The organism is Minwuia thermotolerans (assembly GCF_002924445.1).
Taxonomy (GTDB): domain Bacteria; phylum Pseudomonadota; class Alphaproteobacteria; order Minwuiales; family Minwuiaceae; genus Minwuia; species Minwuia thermotolerans.
In genome coordinates this window covers 14,407-35,006 of the sequence record NZ_PIGG01000033.1, presented here as the reverse complement: position 1 = coordinate 35,006, position 20,600 = coordinate 14,407, and the positions used below count along the sequence as shown (strand labels likewise).

Genomic DNA, 20,600 nt, shown 5'->3' with positions numbered 1-20,600 from the left:
CGGCTCAGCAAGCGTCGCCTGAAGCGCGGCGTGTTCCATTCGCTGGTCGACCTGCAGGCCGCCATCAATCGCTTCGTCGCCGAGCACAACCAGGAGCCCAGGCCGTTCGNCTGGACCGCCGATCCCGACAGGATCATCGAAGCCGTCAAACGCGGGCACCAAGAGTTAGATTCGCTCCACTAGCTGGCGGCCGAGTTCGATAACCCTGTCATTGTCGACGGTCCACTGGTCTTCCTTGGATATGGCAGAGAGCAAGCGAGCCGATCGTCCAGCGGTCGCGATGTTTTCGAACTCAACTGTCTTGCTGCTCAGGAGCTTCTGGTCATGATGGAGAAGCCACCCGCCGATGATACTCTTTGCAAGTCCAACTTTTTCGCTTGCCATTTTTCCCGTCCGACGAAGATTGATGATCCCTTGAGCACGTTCACTAACCTAAGCCAATCCCATAGATTCGACGATGAATAGCCCCTAGATTCGTAGACGCCTTCTTCCCTAATTTTGAGGCTGGGAGGCGATGATGGGCAAAAGCAATTTCAGCGACGATTTCAAACAGGACGCGGTGACGCAGATCACCCGAGGACTCTACTTATGGCTGGATGAAAGTTGGGGGTCACGTCAAACCGCCCCTCCAGTAGTTAATCTTGGTCTGACCATCCCGGCGATCATCGCCGACCGGGGCGAATGTGCTGGGCTTCCAAAGTGTGCCCGAAAACTCGCATTCAGATCGGACCAATTTGAAGGGTCAAGACCAGAGGACCTGCTGCATGAGCGAGGCATCGACGTCAGCCATGCAACCGTCCGGTTCTGGTGGAACCGCTTCGGTCCGATCTTTGCCGCGGAACTCCGACAGTGGCAGCAGAGGAAGGCTCACAAGCACATTCAGTGGCGATGGCACCTGGATCGCGAGGATCGGCGACAGAAATCGCTTGGAGCATCACTTCAGTGACCGTATCATCTTGGCAGGAAGATTAAATGGTGAATACTGGACAATATTTACAGGCAGATATCCGTGAGACATTTGATTAAGATGAGCATCATCGCTGTTGCGGTGTCAGGCTGCTCCTTCGTGGACGAAGTCCACGTAAACCTCGGTGACGGCGTCCGTCTGATTAGCATAAACGATCCAGAACAAGTCATTGAGCGCGAGGATAAGGCGGCAGAGGGCATGGTCTCCGGCGCGGCGATCTCCGAAGCCAATTCCGGCGCGTCGCCCGGTCCAAGGGCGCAGGCGACGGGGTTTAAATGTTCGCTAGAACAGAGTGGCACGCGCTCCTCGCTTCTGTCTTCACTCTTTTCTCCCCCCGAGAAAACGTCCCTCGCCTCGCTCACCTGTTGGCGACTGTTCGAATTGCCGCAAAATGGGAGTAGTCAAACGAATTGATGGCGTTTGCAGGCGAGCCAAAGACCCGTTGGAGCGGTTATGAGAATATCTTTTGCGATTCTGTTTTGCGCGGCGCTGGCAGCTTGTTCGAAGCCGTACGACCCGCCGCAAGCCGATCGTGCCGATACATTCCTGGGCGTGAATCAGACGCTCGAAAATTCACCGACCGAATCCGTGCAGATGATTTTCAGCCACGGCATGTGTTCTCACAACCATGGCTACCGGTGGGCGGTTCGCCGGGCAAACTCGATGGCGCGCGCCCTCGGGGCCAGTGAACCGGCCGTTGCAGATGGGAAGACCTACTATGATGCCAACGGCCGGAAAATCGTGGAAAGCAAAGTTGCGACCCTGGTCACCGAGAACGGGCGCGTCGATGCAACATTTTTTATCTGGGGTCGCGCGGTGGACCCCTATCGCGACGAACTGGAATACGAAAACTATCGGGAGGGCGAAGAGCCTGATGGAGCGGACTACCGCTCGCCGAAGCGGGCGAAGTACAATCAGGCCCTCCGCAGCGAGTTGATCAATCGCTGCTTCACGGATGCCGTGGTCTACCTCGGACGCAACGGAGACAGCATTCGCGCCGCGATGCGCAAGGCAACTTGCGAGTTGTTGGGTGGCTCAACCCACACCGGAGATCAGCTTCCCCCGGGCGAGCCAAACGTACGTGTGCCGTGCCGCCGTGACGTGACGCTCACCGCCCGAGCAGGCACTTATCCGACCATCCTAATGCCGGAGAGCCTCGGATCGATCATTCTCATGGACGCATTTGTCGCACTGGATGGCGGCAGAGAAAAGTTTGTTGAACAACGCTTGTCGAATGTCGTCTCGATCTTCCTTGCCACCAATCAGATACCGTTGCTGAGCCTGGGAAATGCGCCTTTGGTCCAGAGCGCATTGCTCGCCTCCGGTCCCGCCGCGTCTTTCGCAAGATTCCTGGATAGTTCGCGCACTCAAAGCGGACGGGGACGGGGCCCGATCCAGGTCGTTGCGATCTCTGATCCAAACGACCTGCTCAGCTTTCGTCTCTTGCCAAAGCATTTGGGAGGCGCATCGAGCAAAACCGATAAATACGACCTGACCAACGTGCTGGTTTCGAACGACTACACGTATCTTGGGCTATTGGAGAACCCGGCCGTCGCGCATTACGGGACTGAGGGTGATCATGTCTTTCGGATAATCGCCGATGGCAGCAAGGGCCTGAAGTAGCTCGCTGGCGCTGCCAGAGAAAAATTCGCGCGGGCACGATAGGCTGAACCGATGCGCAATCCCTTCCGCTATTTCAATAGGGCTTCGACCCGGCGGTCGTCGCCGGCATCGACGCGAAACTGCGCGAGGTCGAAGCCACCCACAATGTCCGCATCCTGCTGGCAATCGAGAGCGGCAGCCGCGGCTCGGGCTTCGCCTCCCCCGACAGCGACTAAGACTGCCGTTTCATCTATGTCCGCCCCCGGGACGACTACCTGAGTCTCTTCCCGAAGCGCGACGTCATCGAGTATCCACCGGACGGGATCGAGCACGGCTATCGCCGTCTGCTCGACGCGGCACGGCGCGGGCGGGGAGAGCGCGATAACGTGAACTCAGTGACTTCCGACCAGCGATCAGGATTTGAGGCGAGACCTGATCACTTTGTCGAAGGCGCGAAATCGCTCGACGACGGAAAAATGCCGCTTGCGACGACGACCGCCGACCCCAGGCTGCCGGTAATGAAAGGCCGGGGCGTGACCCGCTGGATGGATAAGGCACGCGAAAGGCCGCCGCGCCGGATCAGTGCGAGTCAGACAAAGATACGGGGCGCGACGGCGTCCTCTTGCGCGAAGGATCGACACCGAATGGACGCGACCGGGCGCAGGCGCGGTTCACGAGAGCCTGACCGGCCTTGCCGGACGCGCCGATGACCTGCTTCAGGGACTGTCATGGTTCACCACCATGGTGTAATCTGGTGAAGGCATCTCCGGGACCGTGGTGCTATGGACGGACGTAAGGGAGACAGGCGAAACATGAAACCCGAAGGGGCGGCATCTGTGCGGGCGTCGATCAGCTTTCCACCAGATATCTATGAGGTTCTGGAACAGCTCGCGAGGCAGAAGAAGGTATCACTGGCCTGGGTTGTCCGGGACGCGGTCGAGCGGTACGTCGCCGAACAAAAAGAACACTTGGAGCAGGAATGAGGTTTGACACGGTAAACCTGACGGAGGACCGCAGATGACCGCAGAACCGACGAGTCTGGCACGTCCGCTTTCGGATCGCATGCAAGCCGCACTGGATCTTCCGAACGGCGCGCGGTTCTACCGCTGCGCCTTGCAGGTGAATCCGTTCGCCTATCTCGATACACACAACAAGACGACCGCCTTCACGTCGGAAGACGACTACAACAAGGCGATCATCGAAACCTGCCTTGAAATTGGCATAGAGGTCATTGCGGTCACGGATCACTACCGCGTCAAGCACTCGGCAAGCCTCGTGCGCGCGGCGCGCACCGCCGGGCTCCATGCGTTCAGCGGGTTCGAAGCCGTCACGAAAGACGGCGTTCATTTCCTGTGCCTGTTCGACCCGGACAAGGACGATGTCCTTGAGCGCTTCATCGGCGAATGCGGCATTCACAACACCGACCAGCCGTCGCCGACAGGCAGCAAGGATTCCATCGAACTGCTGGAATGCGCGAAGTCCTGGGGCGCGGTGTGCATCGCCGCGCATGTGGCTTCCGAAGGCGGATTGCTGAAGAAGCTCTCAGGGCAATCGCGGATCAATGTCTGGAAAAATCCCGATCTGCTTGCGTGCGCGCTGCCGGGTCCGGTCAGCAACGCGCCGGACGGGATCAGGCCCATCCTCGAAAACAAAGACGCCCAGCACAGGCGCGACCGCACCCCGGCGATTCTGAATGCTTCGGACGTGAACGACCCGGAGGACCTGAAGAAGGACGGCGCCTCGTGCTTCATCAAGATGTCCACCGTCTCGGTCGAGGCGTTCCGGCAGGCGTTTCTCGATCCGGATTCCCGTATCCGACTGCACAGCGATCCCAAGCCCGAATCCCATGCAGAATTCCTTGCGATGACCTGGGAAGGTGGGTTCCTGCGCGATACCGCCGTGCATTTTAACGAAAACCTCAATGTCCTGGTCGGCGGACGCGGCACCGGCAAATCGACGATGGTCGAAAGCATACGCTATGCGCTCGGCCTCGACCCTCTTGGGGACGAAGCCCAGAAGGCCCATGACGGCGTGATCCGCCACGTCCTGCAATCGGGGACGAAGGTCTCGTTGCTCGTGCGATCCCATAAGCCGTCGGAGCGGTGCTACACGATTGAAAGATCGGTGCCGAATCCGCCGGTCGTCAAGGACGAAGCTGGCGAAGTCCTGACGTTATCGCCGCGCGACGTGATGCCCGGCGTGGAAGTCTTCGGCCAGCATGAAATCTCCGAACTCACGAAAAGTCCGGAGAAGCTGACCCTGTTGCTGGAACGGTTCGTTGACCGGGACCCGTCCCTGTCCGGACGGAAATCGAAGACCCGACTGGAGCTGGAGCGCTCGCGCAGCCGCATCGTTGATGTGCGACGCGAGATGCAGCGGCTCGAAGAACGCCTTGCGGCGCTGCCGGGCCTAGAAGAAACGCAGAAGCGATTCCAGCAGGCCGGGCTGGAAGAACGGCTGAAAGAAAAGAGCCTGCTCATTCGAGAAGAACGGCTGTTCTCCAACCTGGACGAACGGCTTGACCAGTACCGCGCGCTTCACAATGAACTCACGGAGGGACTGCCCGTCGATACGGCGTTCGTCTCCAGCAAGGCCCTCGAAGGGTTGCCAAATGCCGACATCCTGTCCGAAATCGAGAAAATCCTCGGCACGCTGAGCACGAATCTCGAAACCGTCGGCGAACAGTTCGGCAAGGCTCTTGGCGAAGCCGATCACGCGATTGCGAAGACGAAACCACGCTGGAACGAGCGCAAGTCCGCAATCGAGGACACTTACGAAAAGCTCCTGCGCGAACTCCAGAAGTCGAAGATCGACGGCGCGGAATTCATCAAGCTTCGCCAGCAGATCGAGGAACTGCGCCCGCTGAAGGAGAAGACGGAAAATCTCAAGCGCGATCTCAAAGCGCACGAGGCGCAGCGCCGCAACCTTCTGGCGGAGTGGGAAGACATCAAGGCCGCCGAATACAGGCTCATCGAGACCGCAGCGAAGCGGGTGTCCCGGAAGCTCCGCGACCGGGTGCAGGTCAGGGTCACGATGGCCGGGAACCGCGAGCCGCTGGAGCAGCTCCTGCGCGAGGTCGGCGGCAATCTCGCCGCCGCGCTGGAGCGCCTGCGCGCGCAAGAGCAGTTGTCACTGCCGGAATTGGCGCAGCGGTGCCGGGAAGGCAAAGAAGCGCTCATGAAGCATTACAACCTGCCGTCCGGCGCGGCCGAGCGGATCGCACAGGCCAATCTCGACCTGTTCATGCGGATCGAGGAACTGGAACTGCCCGCGACAACCAAAATCGAGCTGAACACGGCTCCCGACGGCGAACCGGCCACATGGCAAACGCTGCAAGCGCTCTCGACCGGGCAGAAGGCGACCGCCGTCCTGCTGCTCCTGTTGCTTGAGTCGGAAGCGCCGCTTGTCGTCGATCAGCCCGAAGACGATCTCGACAACCGCTTCATTACGGAGGGCGTGGTGCCGATCATGCGGCAGGAAAAGCGCCGCCGCCAGTTCGTCTTCTCGACGCACAACGCCAATATCCCGGTCCTCGGCGACGCCGAACTTATCCTCGGCCTCGCCGCTTCCGGCGAAGCCAGGGAAGGCCATGCGAGAATCGCGCCCGAACATATGGGCTCCATCGACTCGCAGCCCGTGCGGGAACTGGTCGAGGAAATCCTCGAAGGCGGCAAGGCCGCTTTCGAGATGCGCCGCTCCAAGTACGGGTTCTGAGGCATGACGACGCGGACCGAACTGCTGGAAATAATAGCGAACGGCGAGAATTCCGGTGTGGAATTCAAACGAGATCACCTGCGCACGCAGGACCTTGCGAGGGAACTGGTCGCCTTCTCGAACTTGGAAGGCGGCATGGTGCTGCTCGGCGTCGAAGACGACGGAACGATCACGGGCCTGACGCGGCAAGACCTCGAAGAATGGGTCATGAGTGTATGCCGCGACAAGATCAGACCGGCAATCGTTCCGTTCTTCGAGGTGGTTCGCAACGTAGAAGACAATAACGACGTTGCCATCGTCCGCGTAACGCGCGGATACGACGTACATGCGCTCTGGCACAACAACACCAACAGATATTTGATGCGGGTCGGCACGCAGAGCCGGGAAGCAAGCCCGGAAGAACTTGCACGTCTGTTCCAGCAAAGGGGTTCGATACGGGCCGAACTGCGGCCCGTATCAGGCGCGACGCTCGCGAACCTCGACCGGAGACGCCTGCGAAATTATTTCGGCGACATCCGCCAGCAGGATGTGCCCGCCGACGAAGACGAGGAAGCGTGGCAGTCCCTTCTCATCAATACCGAGATCATGACCGAGGAAGGCGTAACCGTCGGTGGCATGTTGCTGTTCGGCAAAACGCCGAACAGGTTTCTGCCTCATGCGGGGATAGATGCTGTCGCATATTCCGGCACGGAACAGGACTATGATGCGCAGGAGCGCACGGCGCTTCGCGGCCCCATGACGCCACTATTGAGCGAAAGCGGTGACATCGTGGAAAACGGCCTTGTCGAACAGGCTCTCGATTTCGTGCAACGCAACACCCGCGTGGTCATCGAGGCCGAAGGCGGAAGACGGGTTGAACGGCCAGTCTATCCACCCGATGCGCTTCGCGAGGGCATCGTCAACGCCCTCATTCACCGCGACTACCTGCTCACAAGCACTGATATCGAGTTGGCGGTTTACAGCGACCGGCTGGAGATCGTCTCGCCAGGCCGACTGCCGAACGGCATAACGCCAGCCCGCATGCGCGCCGGTACGCGGGCGGCACGAAACCAGATATTGAAAGACGTGATGCGCGACTACCGGTATCTGGAACATATGGGGATGGGGATTCCCCGGAAAATCGTCAGGGGTATGAGAGAACACAACGGCACCGAACCGGGCTTGGTCGAACAAGACGAGCGTTTCGTTGTCCGGTTGTTCGCGCAAGCGCCGGGTGCATAAACAGGGTAAAAAGGCGGCGTGACGGTCGGTGTGGAGTTGCTATGCGTCCGCCGCCATAGCGTCGGAGCCTTTCTCGCCTTGTACCTCGCCACCATCCTCGGCGACCACTGACCTGCTCCCATTCGAGTCCGCGTTTATAAGTTAGCCAAAAATCCTGCTCCACTTCTCGACCGGCTGACGCATTACGTCCATATCCTTGAGATGAACGGCGAAAGCTACCGTCTCAAGCAGGCGCAGTGCTCCGCCCCCTGGAAATTGGATCATATGAAGCTTGAGATCTCCGCTAGATTTCCCCTGCTTCGGTAGATCGCGGACAGGCGCAAGCATGCCCCCTACCCGAACACGCCGAGTTGACCGCTGGTGATCCGGGTGAAAGCATCGCAACCTGCGGGTGCGCTTGGAGGGGTATCGATGCAGCTGCCGCAGCCCGGCGAGTTCGTCATTCTTCGCGGTCGTCGATGGCTGGCCGAGGGCCAGTCTTCGATTGGCAATGGCCTGACGACACTGAGACTCGCATGCGTCGAGGATGACGCACAGGGCGAGATAGCCGAGGTGGTCTGGGACGCCGAAATCGCCCCCGTAGTGGAACGGGAGGAACCTTGGGAACGGATCGCCAGGGAGGGTTCCGATTCCCTTGACGCCTTTACGGCCTATCTGCGGACCGTGCGCTGGAACACGGCAACTGCTGCGGACCGACGCCTTCTTCAGGCTCCCTTCCGTGCCGGCATCCGTCTTGACCCCTATCAGTTGTCGCCGCTTCGCAAGGCGCTCCAGCTTCCGCGGGTAAATCTCCTGGTTGCGGACGATGTCGGCCTGGGCAAGACCATCGAGGCGGGCCTGATCCTGCGCGAGATGCTTCTGCGCCGGCGCGTCGACTTCACCGTCTTTGCGGCGCCGCCGTCGATGACTCAGCAATGGCGGGACGAACTCGCCAGCAAGTTCGGGATCTCGGCGACCATCATCGATCGCGAGCACCTGGCTCAGGTGCGACGCAGGCGCGGCTTTCAGGCCAATCCCTGGGCGACGGGGTCATTCTTCATTCTTTCCCATCGGCTTCTGAACGACGAGACCTACGTGTCAGGCCTGCGAGAGATCCTAGGTACGACACGCGCCCGATCCATGTTGATCCTCGACGAGGCTCATCATGCGGCCCCGGCCAGCGGCGCCCGCTACGCCATCGACAGCCAGTTCACGCGCGCAGTGAGGGACCTCGCCCCGCGCTTCGAACACCGGCTGTTTCTCACCGCAACGCCGCACAACGGGCACTCGAACAGCTTTGCAGCCTTGCTCGAGATGCTTGACCCTCAACGCTTCACGCGGGGTGTACCTGTCCGGAAGGGCGACCTGGAGCCCGTGATGGTCCGGCGGCTGAAATCGGATCTTCGGGCCGTCGGGATCAAGTTTCCCGACCGCAAGGTCGAACCGGTCGTCCTCGACGGTCTGCCGGCCGACACGCCGGAGTTGGCGCTCTCGGACATGCTGCTGGAATACGGAGAGCTACGGTCCAGGCGGGTCGCGCGTCTGACGCCCAGACAGCGCGCCGAGGCGAAGCTCGTCTATTCCGGGCTGCAGCAACGCCTGCTCTCCTCCATCGCGGCGTTCCAAAAGACGCTCGGCGTGCACCGGCGAACGATGGAGCGCTGGCGCGAACGCGACCTGCGGGCGCCCATGGAAGCCGCAGAGCAGTTCGCGGTCGGGGCGGCTGAGATCGACGAGAACGAGGAAGATCAGGCGGAACAGACGCTGCTCGACCAACTGGAGACTGAGGAAAACTCAGCCGCTGAAGCCGCATCGATCCGCGGGACGGAAGGGGCTGAAAGCGAAGAGATCGACGCCGAGATCACGCTCGTCGACCGAATGCTGGCGCTCGCCGGTAAGCATCTCCACAAGCCTGATGCCCGGGTCCGGAGCATCGTCGACTGGATTCGTCAGAACCTCGTGACAGACGGAGCCTGGAACAGACGCCGGGTCATCATCTTTACCGAGTTCGAGGACACCCGGCGCTGGTTGGAGACGCGGCTTCTCGAAGCGCTCGACAACCTGGAGCCCGAAGACCGCATACTCACTTTCACCGGCACGACCGGCAGCGACCGGCGCGAGCAGGTCAAACACGCATTCAACAGCGATCCGGACGAGTATCCTGTGCGCATCCTGATTTGCACGGACGCGGCACGCGAGGGCATCAATCTCCAGCAGCATTGCTACGACCTTTTTCATTTTGACCTGCCGTGGAACCCGTCGCGCCTGGAGCAGCGAAACGGCCGTATCGATCGGAAGCTGCAACCTGCGCCTGCGGTCTACTGCCGATATTTCCTCTATCCGCAGCGCGAGATCGACCGGGTGCTGCAGGTTCTGGTGGAGAAGACGGAGACGATACGGGAGGAGCTCGGCGCTATCGGTGACGTCCTCGACCAGCGGATATCGAAACGGCTGACCGAAGGCGGCATCACACGCGACGAAATCGACAAGCTCACCGATGAGCTGGACTCCGACGACGATGACGAGTTCGTTGCACGTGCCCGGGACGAAATCGACGAAGGTACAGAAAAGCGCCGTCAGGATCTCAGGGCAGAGATCGATCGAATACGGCGGGTTCTGGATGAGTCGCGCAAGAGGTTCGGTGTCGGGTCCGACGACCTCCAACAGGTCATCGGCGTCGCCCTGGAGAGCATGCAGACACCGCTCGATACGCACGGCGCAGAAACGGTCGGACCGACGCGCACTTTCTCGCTTGAACCGTCCGACCGTGCGTTTGCCAACGATCATTCATGGCTGCCGATCTTCGACGAACTGCGTGAACGCCCGAGACGGCCGGGAGAGTCGCTGAACGAATGGCGACGAACCGCGCCGCCGCGGCGCATCGCTTTCGAACCCGCCATCCTGGAAGACGGCCGGGATGCGCCGCACGTCGTTCAGGTGCACCTCGAACACCGGCTTGTTCGCCGTCTCCTGTCGCGCTTCATTTCCCAAGGCTTCCGGGGCGGCCTTCAGCGCGCCTGTGTAGTCCAGGGGCCTGGATCGCAGCCAAGGGTCATCCTCGTCGGCCGTCTGTCTCTTTTCGGTCCTGGCGCGAGCCGGCTGCATGAGGTGATCATCCCGGTCGCCGCCGTCTGGCGTGAAGCCGACCGCGAGCGACGACCGCTTCGGCCCCTCGCGGAGAAGGGTGACGCCGCCAACGTGTCGTTCGAGGAACTTGAAGCGGCGCTCCGTCAGGCTCATCCGGTGCCGCAGAATGTCGTCGACCGGCTGATTGGCGGGGCCCAGTCCGACGTCGCAGATCTGCGGGGGGAGTTCGAGCGCCGGGCGGCCGAGCACGCGGATCGGGCAGAACGAGACCTCGAGGCGGTTGGCGAGGGTGAGGCGGAGACGCTGAGAATGCTGCTGGAGCAGCAACGTGAGCGTATCGAGAAGCGTATCAATGACCCGGCGCTTAAACAGATGATGCTCGACTTCGGCGACGATGAGGTCGAGCAGGCGCGTGCCGACCAGCGGCACTGGCAAAGGCGACTGACGGAGCTGGAACGCGAGATCGCCGAGGAACCGGCGCGTTTGCGCGAATCCTACGAGGTCCGCGCGCAAAGGCTTGAGCCGGTGGGCGTCGTCTATCTCTGGCCGGGTACGGGGTGAATTCGATGGTGCAGGAGAAGAAGGAAGACCCCCGCTTCGAATGGCTCGACCATGTCGAGAACGTTGGCCTTGTCGTCTCCCGGCAGGTGCTTGGCGATCTCGACATCATCCCGGTACGCCAGACTCGGGTGGACACCGCGGAGGCGGCCGAGCTCATCGCCGTCGACCGCGACGAACCCGCTCTGCCCGACCCTTGGGCTTTCTTCAATACGGTTCTCCAATGGCCGGAGGGCCGCGTCGCCGGAGCGCCCGGAGGTCCCGCCCTGCCCGAGCTGGCGACCATCAGTCTTCCGGAACTGGAAACGACCCTCTCCGCGACCTGGGCGGTTCAGGAACGGGAAGATCCCGACACGATCCAGCTGCTGGTTCGGATCGAGGACAGAGGCATCGATCCCGACCGCCGAGGCGCTTTGCAGGGATGGGAGGCGACGCCGCAGCAGCGCTTCGAGCGGCTGCTGCGCGAGAGCAAGGTATTCCGCGGCGTTCTAGTGACGGACAAGCAGATCCGCGTTGTCCACGCCCCCGGTGGGGAGACCGCCGGCTGGATCGGCTGGCCGATCCATGACCTGACCTCGGTCGCCGGGCGCGCGATGCTGGGCGGGCTGAAGCTGATGCTGGGCCGTCCGCGGCTCTTCACCGATCCGACGGAACGCCGACTCCCTGCCCTGCTCGACCGCAGCCGGGAGGCGCAGGCGTCGGTCTCCATCGCCCTGTCAGGGCAGGTGCTGGGCGCGCTGCACGAACTGCTCCGCGGCCTGCGAGCGCAGGAGGACGGAAGGAATCTGATCGACGATCTCGCTGCAAGACAGCCGCAGGAACTCTATGGCGGCCTGCTGACGGTGATGATGCGGCTCGTCTTCACACTGTTCGCCGAGGATCGCGAGCTCCTGCCCTCTGCAACGGACGCCAGGAGCCGGGAGCTCTACGACGCCCACTACTCGATCCGCGGGCTCTACGACCGGCTGCTCGAGGATCAGGCTGTCAATCCCGACACGATGGATGAGCGCCGCGGCGCCTGGGGACGTCTGCTGGCGCTGTTCCGGCTGATCCACGGCGGTCACGGCAGCGGATGGATCCGCGGCCGCGGCGGCCAGCTCTTCGATCCGGACCGCTACCAGTTCCTCGAGGGCCGGCGGAATGCATCCGACGAGCCGTGCGTCCTCCCGGTGACGGACGGATGCATACTGCGCATCCTCGACGGGCTGATGATGCTCGACGGTGAGAGGCTCTCCTACAAGGCGCTCGATGTCGAGCAGATCGGCTCCGTCTACGAAACGGTGATGGGTTTCAAGGTCGAGCGCACGCGCGGCGCTGCCCTCGCCATCCGGGCCGGCAAGAACAGCCGCGTCCCCGTCTATGTCGATCTCGAGGGGTTTCTCGACGCGAAGCCGGCCGACCGGCGCAAGCGGCTCAAGGAGGAGCATGACCGCGCGAGTCTCACGAAGAAACAGGAAGACGCCATCAAGGCGGCCAGGTCCGTAGAGGAGCTGACGTCCGCTCTCGACGGCATCGTCGACGAGCGCGGCTCGCCCGGCAAGCATCCCGCCCCGCCGGGCACGCCAATCCTGCAGCCGACGGACGAACGGCGGGCGACCGGCTCTCACTACACGCCGCGCAGCCTGACCGAGCCGATCGTCCGGCAGGCCCTGGAACCGATTTTCATGCGGATCGGAGACGACGCGACGCCCGAGGAGGTGCTCGACATCAAGGTCTGTGACCCCGCCATGGGTTCGGGTGCGTTCCTGGTCGAAGCCTGCCGCGCGCTCGCGGCGCGACTGGTCCTTGCATGGACCAAACACCCCGGCACCAGGCCGGCATTGCCCGAAGACGAGGACGAGGACCTGCTGGCCCGCCGTCTCGTCGCCCAGCGCTGTCTCTACGGGGTCGACATCAATCCGATGGCCGCCGACCTCGGGCGCCTTTCGCTCTGGCTGGCGACACTGGCCCGTGATCACGAGTTCACCTTCCTCGATCATGCCATCAAGAGCGGCGACAGTCTGGTCGGCCTGACACGCGAACAGATCGTCGATCTCACCTGGGCGGATGCGGACGCCGGCAAGCCGCTTTTCCGCACCGTCGTCGACGAGGCTTTGAAACGGGTCTCGGCCCAGCGAACCGACATCCGGGAAGCCCCGGAAGACGAGAGACTGGGCGCCCAGCTCACCCGGCACCGGGCGGCCGAGACCTTTGCCGACTTCGTCAGGCGTCTTGGGGACGCCATCCTGTCCACCTTCTTCCTCAATGACAAAGCCCGCGCCCGGAAGCACGCGCTGGACGAATTGCAGGTCCGGCTGACGGAGACGACCTTCCGCGACCAGTCGGAGGTCCTCGACCTGCTTCGCCCGCATCTCGCCGCGATGGCGGCTGAAGAACGCAAGGTCAGGCCGTTCCACTGGGAGATCGAGTTCCCGGAAGTCTTCGACCGTGAGAATCGGGGCTTTGACGCTTTTGTGGGCAACCCGCCTTTCGCCGGCAAGAACACGGTCGCCGCGCGCAATCACGCCAACTACGGAGACTGGCTCAAGCACGCCCATCCCGGCAGCCATGGCAACGCCGATCTGGTCGCGCACTTCTTCAGGCGCGCCTATCGACTGCTGCGTAAAGGCGGCACCTTTGGACTGATCGCATCGAACACGATCGCTCAGGGCGACACACGTGAGAGCGGTCTACTGCGCATTATTCAGGAGGGCGGCGCGATTTATCGGGCAACACGGCGGCTGAAGTGGCCCGGCGAGGCAGCAGTTGTGGTGTCTACAGTCCATGTCACGAAAAGCGAATTCGAGAACATCGCATTTGAGATCAAAATAGACAACCTTATTTCACAGCGAATTTCAGCTTTTTTGGTTGATAATGAACATGATAAAAGCCCAACTTCCCTAAAAAACAACGAAAATATGGCGTTCATTGGGCATTATATTTTGGGAATGGGATTCACGTTTGATGATAAAGCGGCCGAAAAAGGTACCGCAAACCCCATTTCAGAAATGGAGAATTTGATCTCTCGTGACCCGCGCAATGCCGAACGCATAAAGCGGTACATCGGAGGCGAAGAGATCAACAACGACCCCCGTCACCAGCATCGCCGTTATGTAATCGATTTTGAAGATTTCCCTCTATTCCGCGATCCGAAGTTGGCTGCATGGTTTACAGCTCCAACAAAGCAACGAAATGAATGGCTCAGAGAGGGTATCGTCCCAATTGACTATGCGGATCCTGTCGCTGAAGACTGGCCCGATCTTCTGAAAATTATTACCGACCTCGTGAAGCCGTCTAGGCGAAAGGATAAAAGAAAGAATTATAGAAAATTCTGGTGGCGATTTGCCGAACGACGGCGGGAATTAGAAAATTTCAGACTGGGCATAGCTAATTTTCTATGTATATCCAGAGTTTCGCCTATGTTGTCGGTCGCCCGAAGACCCTCAGACGTTCTTCCAGCAGAGTCTTGTGTAGTTTTTATTGACGATAAATTCTCTTCTTTTACTATATTGCAATCACGAATTCATGAAATCTGGGCTCGAACTTTCTCATCCTCGATGAAGGATGACCTTCGCTACGCACCATCAGACTGCTTCGCGACATTCCCGTTCCCGAGAGACGACGCCAGCGGCGCACTTCTTGAGTCTTCAGGCTGTGATTATCACGAATTCCGTGCCGACCTTATGGTCCGCACCGATCAGGGCATGACACCGACCTACAATCGCTTTCACGACCCGTCTTGCAGCACCCCAGACATCGACGAGCTTCGCCGTCTGCACCACGAAATGGACTGTGCGGTGTTGCGGGCCTATGGCTGGGATGACCTTGCGGACCGCGCCAACCCGATCTTCCTCGGTGAAGAGAACGAGCTCGACTTCGCCTACCAGGGCCGACTGTTCTGGCCTGCGACGTTCCGCGACGAAGTTCTGGCGCGACTGCTGGACCTGAACCGCGAGCGGGCGCTGGGGGAAGAGCGCGAAGCGGCGGAGATGAAAGCGGCCGGTGGGCACACGCCGAAACGCAGGCGGAAGCCGAAGCAGTCAGAGTTCGACCTCGGCCAGGCGCAGCAATATGAGATCGGGCTGGAGGACGACACATGACGAACTCGGTCGACATCCGCCAGGACATAGTGACCAAGTTCCGCCGCGACCTGGCCGGGCCCTACCCGATCCCGGACGACGCCCCTTACGCGCAGGAGCGGCTCAAAGAAGCCCCCTCGCACTGGTATCTGACTGGCTGGATCGCGCCAGCGCCTGAGTCGCCAATGGCTGCCGAGGACGATGACGATCCAGCATTCCAGGAGGACCTTTCCCAGATCGAGGAGGCCGAGAACACGGCCATCGCCGGCGGCGGGGAGGACGAGGGCGAGAGCGGCCGCGACACCGTCGCGCCGCGGCGGATCCTGCCGACCTCGCTCGGCCTGACAACAGCGCTTCCGGAACACGCCAAGACTGTCGAGGTGCTGGTCGAGTGGGGAGACTACGTCGCTCACCCCGCGCCCCCTGACGCCATTCTGGATGGCGAGGAGGAGCCGTCGACTCGCCGGCCCAAGCTGGAGTGGGAGCGCATGCCGCGCGAAAGCCGGCTCAGCATCGACGTCCAGAATGGCAGCCGGACCCTCGCCCTGCCCGATAGCGTCGCGACGGGACGGAAGGGAGGCGCCCTCGAGATCTACGTCGTCGCCAAGCCTACGCACCTGCCGCGGCCGGGCGGCGAGATGCCCGGCTGGTCGCTCTCGGTCTTTGTCGTCAACCGTCGGGCGGCCGTGCACACCCGCGCCTATGCCGATCTGTCCTACGCTTTCCAGGTCAGGATGACCCTGAGCTGCGAGGATGGCTTCGCCGACAGTACCGACGTCACTGGCTACGGCTCGGATGAGCACGACCTGCGGGTTTACGACCTGCACTACGCGGACATCGCCAACTACGCCGCCGGCCGCAATACTTCGGCCGCCTTCGAGCCCGATGAGGACGGAGTCGTTCGCCGCATCTGGACCGAACCGCTACCAACGGCGGAAGTGGAGCGCGTCGCGCCAGAGAAGATCGACGGCGTCGCCTTCGAGATGTCGGCTCTGGCCAAGGCCGCCGCCGAAGGCGCAGAGACCATCCGCACGGCGCTGGGCGATTTCCCCGAGAGATACACGGCCTGGATTGAGGGGCAACGCGGGCTCCTGCCCGGGTTCACGAGCCTGCCTGAGCGCGAACGGACAGCACGGGAGCTGATCGATGGCCAGGAACGCGCCCGTGATCGCATCGCCGAAGGGATCGAGCAGCTCGCAACCAACAACCGCGCCCGGCAGGCGTTCCTGGCCATGAACGAAGCGATCGAGCGCGCGGCCCGGCAGCGCTTCGCGCAGGAGCAGGGCAAGAATCCCGAGGACGTCGACCCGCCCACCTGGCGGCCCTTTCAGCTCGCCTTCATCCTGCTTAACCTGAACGGGCTCGGCGACCGGCTGCATGCGGACCGTGAGCTCGTCGACCTGCTGTTCTTCCCGACAGGCGGCGGTAAGACCGAGGCCTATCTGGGTCTCGCCGCCTATGCCATTGCCGCCCGGCGTCTCGGCGCCGGCGGCGTACTCGGGGCCGGCGTCAGCATTGTCATGCGCTACACCCTCCGACTGCTGACCCTTGACCAGCTGAGCCGCGCCGCCGGCGTCATCTGCGCGCTCGAACTCATGCGGGAGGAGAGCGGCTGGAAAGACGAGAAGGGCCGTCGCCTGCTGGGAGACTGGCCGATCGAGATCGGGCTCTGGATCGGCTCCAAGGCGTCGCCAAACCGGCTGGGCGGCAAGGGCAATACCGGCGACGATACCGCCGTGACCCGCGTTCGCCACTTCAAGGGCGGGCGGGACGCCCCGGCGCCTATCCGCGCCTGTCCGTGGTGCGGTCATCCCTTCGGGCGCGACACCTTTCACATGCACCCGAACTCCACCGCGCCGACGCGCATGCTTCTGGTCTGCCAGAACATCGACTGCGCCTTCACGGGCGACCGCCCTCTTCCGGTGCTGACGGTTGATGACGAGATCTACCGCCGCCTCCCGGCGTTCCTGATCGCGACCATCGACAAGTTCGCCGGCCTGCCTTGGGAAGGCCGAACGGGCGCATACTTCGGTCATGTCGACCGCTTCGAGACCGATGTCGGGTTCTATGGCGCGGCCGAACCGGGCGTCGGCCATCGCTTTCAGGACGGCTACACTCTCGACCCGCCGGAGCTGATCGTCCAGGACGAGCTGCATCTGATCTCCGGGCCGCTGGGTACGGTCGCCGGACTCTACGAAGCGGCGATCGACGGTCTCTGTTCGCGTGTTGTCAACGGCAAGCGCGTGCGGCCGAAGATCGTCGCGTCGACGGCGACCGTCCGGCGTGCGGACAACCAGATCACGGCGCTGTTCGACCGTGCCGAGACGGCCATGTTCCCGCCGCCTGGTATCCGGCGGCAGGACAGCTTCTTCGCCGCGACCCGGCCAGCGTCAGAGGAGCCAGCGCGGCTCTACCTCGGGCTGGCCGCCCTTGGCCGGGGTCCGAAGCTCGTCTTCCTCCGCGCGCTGACAACCATCGCAGCCGCCGCCAACGCAGCGTTCGAAGACAATGCCGGCACTACGCCAAACCCGGCCGACCCATATATGACCGCGCTCTGCTATTTCAACGCGCTGCGGGAACTCGGCGGCGCCCGCCGAATCGTCGAGGACGAGGTCGCCGACCGACTGCGCCGCTACGGTCACGAACGCTACCGGCTCGCGCCAGCCGGCCAGCCCTTTCGTGACCGTCAGATCGGCTGGCCGCTGGAACTGACCTCACGAATCTCGACCGACGAAGTCGCGGAGGCGAAGCGCCGGCTGGAGACGCCGGCCGGCGAAAAGGCGGCAGCCGACGTCGCAATGGCGACGAACATGATTTCGGTGGGCCTGGACATCTCCCGGCTCGGCCTGATGCTCGTCCAGGGACAGCCCAAGACCGCCGCGGAGTACATTCAGGCGACCAGCCGCGTCGGGCGCGATTCCAATCGTCCGGGCCTTGTCATCGCCGTGCTCAACGTCCACAAGCCGCGCGACCGCGCGCACTACGAGCGCTTCCGTTACTTCCACGAGACGTTCTACAGGGCGGTCGAGGCGACCAGCGTCACCCCGTGGGCGGACGGCGCCATCGACCGCGCCCTGGCGGCTCTCGTCGTCGGGCTGGTGCGCCATCTCGATCCTAGCCTGACCCCCGAAGAGGGCGTCGAGCAACTCGCCGGCAACTCCGCGGTCCGCCAGCAAGCGATCGACCTCATCGTCGGGCGCGCGTCCCATCTCCTGTCGGCGAGCGCCATAACCACGCTGAAATCAAACATCGAGCAATTGCTCGACAACTGGGTGGATACAGCAGACGCCGTCACAGCGGGCGGGTCGAGGTTTGGCTACAAGAAGCGCGGTGCGCTCGGACTGCTCAACGGTCCGCTGGACACCGAGCTGAGCGGGCTCGACCCGAAACATCAGGTCTTTGTCGCCAACCGATCGATGCGGGACGTTGAACCGACGGTCTCCCTGCGCGTCGTCAATCCCTATGGCGGCGCGCTGCAGACCAAAAGGAATTCGCCATGAGCACGGACGCCCTGCGGCTCAGCCAGCTGATCACGACCTTCGGCCCCGGCGCGATGGTCGACCTCCCCAACCGGTCCGTTGTCATTGGCGGGCTGGATCTTTGGTACAACATTGCGCGTCTCGAAACGGTGACGGAACCCCGGCTCCGGGAGTTGATGGACCGCGAACTGAAGGCCAGCGGCCGCTTCCCCGACGATCGGCACCTGACGCTCAAACGGCCGCCCGTGGTTGATGAGCAGCGAGCGTCAGACGACGGCGACGTAGCCGCGCTGATCTTCCCCACCTGGTTCGTCTGCGACCCGCGGCCGACAGCAAGCGCTTCAACAAGCGCTGGCGGTACATCTGTCACAACCGCCGATAGCTCAAAGGAGAGTGACGACGAAGCCGCTGGCTCCCGCCGGCGACTGGTAACCTGGCGCGAGATCGACCCGGTAAGCGGCAAGTACAAGGGGGACGGCAAGGCGCAGAACGTCTCACCGATCCGTTTCGTGGGCGCCTGCAAGAAGGGGCATCTTCAGGATCTCGACTGGCGCTGGCTGGTGCACGGCGGCGTGACATGCAAAGCGCCGATGTGGCTCATCGACAACGGCACAAGTGCAGACCCGCGCGACGTCCGGATCACCTGTGAGTGCGGCCAAAGCATTGAGCTTGAGGATCTGTTCGCACCTGGGCGTCTCAGCACATGTCAGGGTAGGCAGCCCTGGCTCGGCGCTGGCAACCAGCCAGCCAATTGCAGCGAAAATCTCCGCTTTCTGACCCGCGGCGCGACCAATGCCTATTTCCCTCAGCTCGCGTCATTGATTTCACTGCCATCGAGCGAAGATCACCTGACCGAACTGGTCCGTAAGTATCTGGACAGATTGGACGCGCTGGATTCTCCGGCTGAAGTGAAGATCGTGTTCAAGGCGGACAAGCCGCTCGCCAGGGAATTCGGGGGCTACAGCGAGGAAGAGGTCTTTGAGCGCGTCCGCCGCGTCATCGATCAGTCGAAGCCCGATGGCGGGAAGGCTTCCGCGGGACGCGTCTCCCCGAAGGTCGAAGAATTCGATGTCCTTTCATCCGGTGACCGCTTCATTGGCAGCGATCAGGTTGATTCGAGGCTCTACGCGGAAACACTCCCTGACGCCGACTGGCGCGTCGGAGACAGTGCGCACGTGCCGCATGAGAAGCTGATCAAGAGCGTCGTCGCCGTCCGCCGCCTTCGCGAGGTGCAATGTCTCTATGGCTTTACGCGCCTTGAACCAGCGCCCGTGCAGGCCGATGGCGACCTGGAAGAAGTGCTCCTCGCCGTCGAAGGCGCTCCGTTGGGGTCGGATCTGGAATGGCTGCCCGCGATCGAACAGCGCGGCGAAGGCGTATTCATCCAGTTCGATGAGAGCCAGCTTGCAAACCTGCTCGACGAGAAGCAGCACGCGGACCGCATAGACAAGATGCAGGGCGCCTATAAAGACTGGACGAAGCGGTTTCAGAGCTCCCTGGCCTTCCCCGGCCCCGCCTACGTCTATCTCCATAGCCTGTCGCATGCACTGATGCATGAGATCGCTCTCGATTGCGGCTATCCGTCGACCTCGCTGAAGGAACGGATCTATGCATTGCCCGGCGTGAAGGGGAGCGACAAGGCGATCCGATGCGGCATTCTCATCTACACCGCCGGGGCAGGTACTCAGGGCTCACTGGGCGGCCTGGTCGCGCAGGCGCCCAACCTCTCTCATCTGATACACAGGGCCATCGCGCTGCAGGAGCTCTGCTCCAACGATCCTATCTGCGGCGACAGCGACCCCGACCCCTCTCTCGACGGATCGATGCTAAACGGCGCTGCCTGTCACGGCTGCCTGCTCACCGCCGAAACGAGCTGTGAGTTTCGCAATATGCTTCTCGATCGAAGGTTGCTGGTCGAGTAAATTAAATGATCTG

9 protein-coding genes and 4 pseudogenes are annotated in these 20,600 nt (G+C 62.2%); all 13 read left to right on the top strand.

Annotated elements, in window-relative coordinates:
• Window positions 1-183: pseudogene (locus CWC60_RS10685) on the top strand (IS630 family transposase); the annotation flags it as partial.
• Window positions 184-751: 568 nt separating this feature from the next.
• Window positions 752-901, top strand: a pseudogene (locus tag CWC60_RS24385) (IS6 family transposase); the annotation flags it as partial.
• A 126-nt stretch (window positions 902-1,027) separates the two neighbouring features.
• Complete coding sequence (locus CWC60_RS23250) at window positions 1,028-1,381, top strand: hypothetical protein (RefSeq protein ID WP_125182765.1); 354 nt, start codon at window positions 1,028-1,030, stop codon at window positions 1,379-1,381.
• 39 nt (window positions 1,382-1,420) lie between these two features.
• Window positions 1,421-2,590 (top strand): hypothetical protein, encoded by a 1,170-nt coding sequence (locus CWC60_RS10675; protein WP_125182764.1) that lies wholly within the window; start codon window positions 1,421-1,423, stop codon window positions 2,588-2,590.
• A 107-nt stretch (window positions 2,591-2,697) separates the two neighbouring features.
• Window positions 2,698-2,889, top strand: a pseudogene (locus CWC60_RS24380) (DNA polymerase beta superfamily protein); the annotation flags it as partial.
• A gap of 492 nt (window positions 2,890-3,381) precedes the next feature.
• Window positions 3,382-3,552, top strand: a complete 171-nt coding sequence (locus CWC60_RS10665) for a ribbon-helix-helix domain-containing protein (protein ID WP_109793994.1) — start codon at window positions 3,382-3,384, stop codon at window positions 3,550-3,552.
• Between the two features lie 34 nt (window positions 3,553-3,586).
• Complete coding sequence (locus CWC60_RS10660; RefSeq protein WP_109793991.1) at window positions 3,587-6,283, top strand: TrlF family AAA-like ATPase; 2,697 nt, start codon at window positions 3,587-3,589, stop codon at window positions 6,281-6,283.
• A 3-nt stretch (window positions 6,284-6,286) separates the two neighbouring features.
• Window positions 6,287-7,504, top strand: coding sequence for an ATP-binding protein (locus CWC60_RS10655; RefSeq protein WP_109793990.1), 1,218 nt, complete (start codon window positions 6,287-6,289; stop codon window positions 7,502-7,504).
• Between the two features lie 162 nt (window positions 7,505-7,666).
• A pseudogene (locus CWC60_RS24325) lies at window positions 7,667-7,810 on the top strand (ATP-binding protein); the annotation flags it as partial.
• Window positions 7,811-7,915: 105 nt separating this feature from the next.
• A complete protein-coding gene (drmD, locus tag CWC60_RS10650; RefSeq protein ID WP_109793989.1) occupies window positions 7,916-11,131 on the top strand; it encodes a DISARM system SNF2-like helicase DrmD in 3,216 nt (1,071 codons plus the stop codon).
• Window positions 11,132-11,136: 5 nt separating this feature from the next.
• Window positions 11,137-15,207, top strand: coding sequence for an Eco57I restriction-modification methylase domain-containing protein (locus CWC60_RS10645; protein ID WP_109793988.1), 4,071 nt, complete (start codon window positions 11,137-11,139; stop codon window positions 15,205-15,207).
• On the top strand, window positions 15,204-18,686 hold the full coding sequence (gene drmA, locus CWC60_RS10640; RefSeq protein WP_109793987.1) for a DISARM system helicase DrmA: 3,483 nt from the start codon (window positions 15,204-15,206) through the stop codon (window positions 18,684-18,686). Before CWC60_RS10645 ends, drmA begins: the two co-directional genes overlap by 4 nt.
• Complete coding sequence (gene drmB, locus CWC60_RS10635; RefSeq protein ID WP_109793986.1) at window positions 18,683-20,587, top strand: DUF1998 domain-containing protein; 1,905 nt, start codon at window positions 18,683-18,685, stop codon at window positions 20,585-20,587. The genes drmA and drmB overlap by 4 nt, the downstream gene beginning before the upstream one ends.
• The last annotated feature ends 13 nt before the right edge of the window (window positions 20,588-20,600 follow it).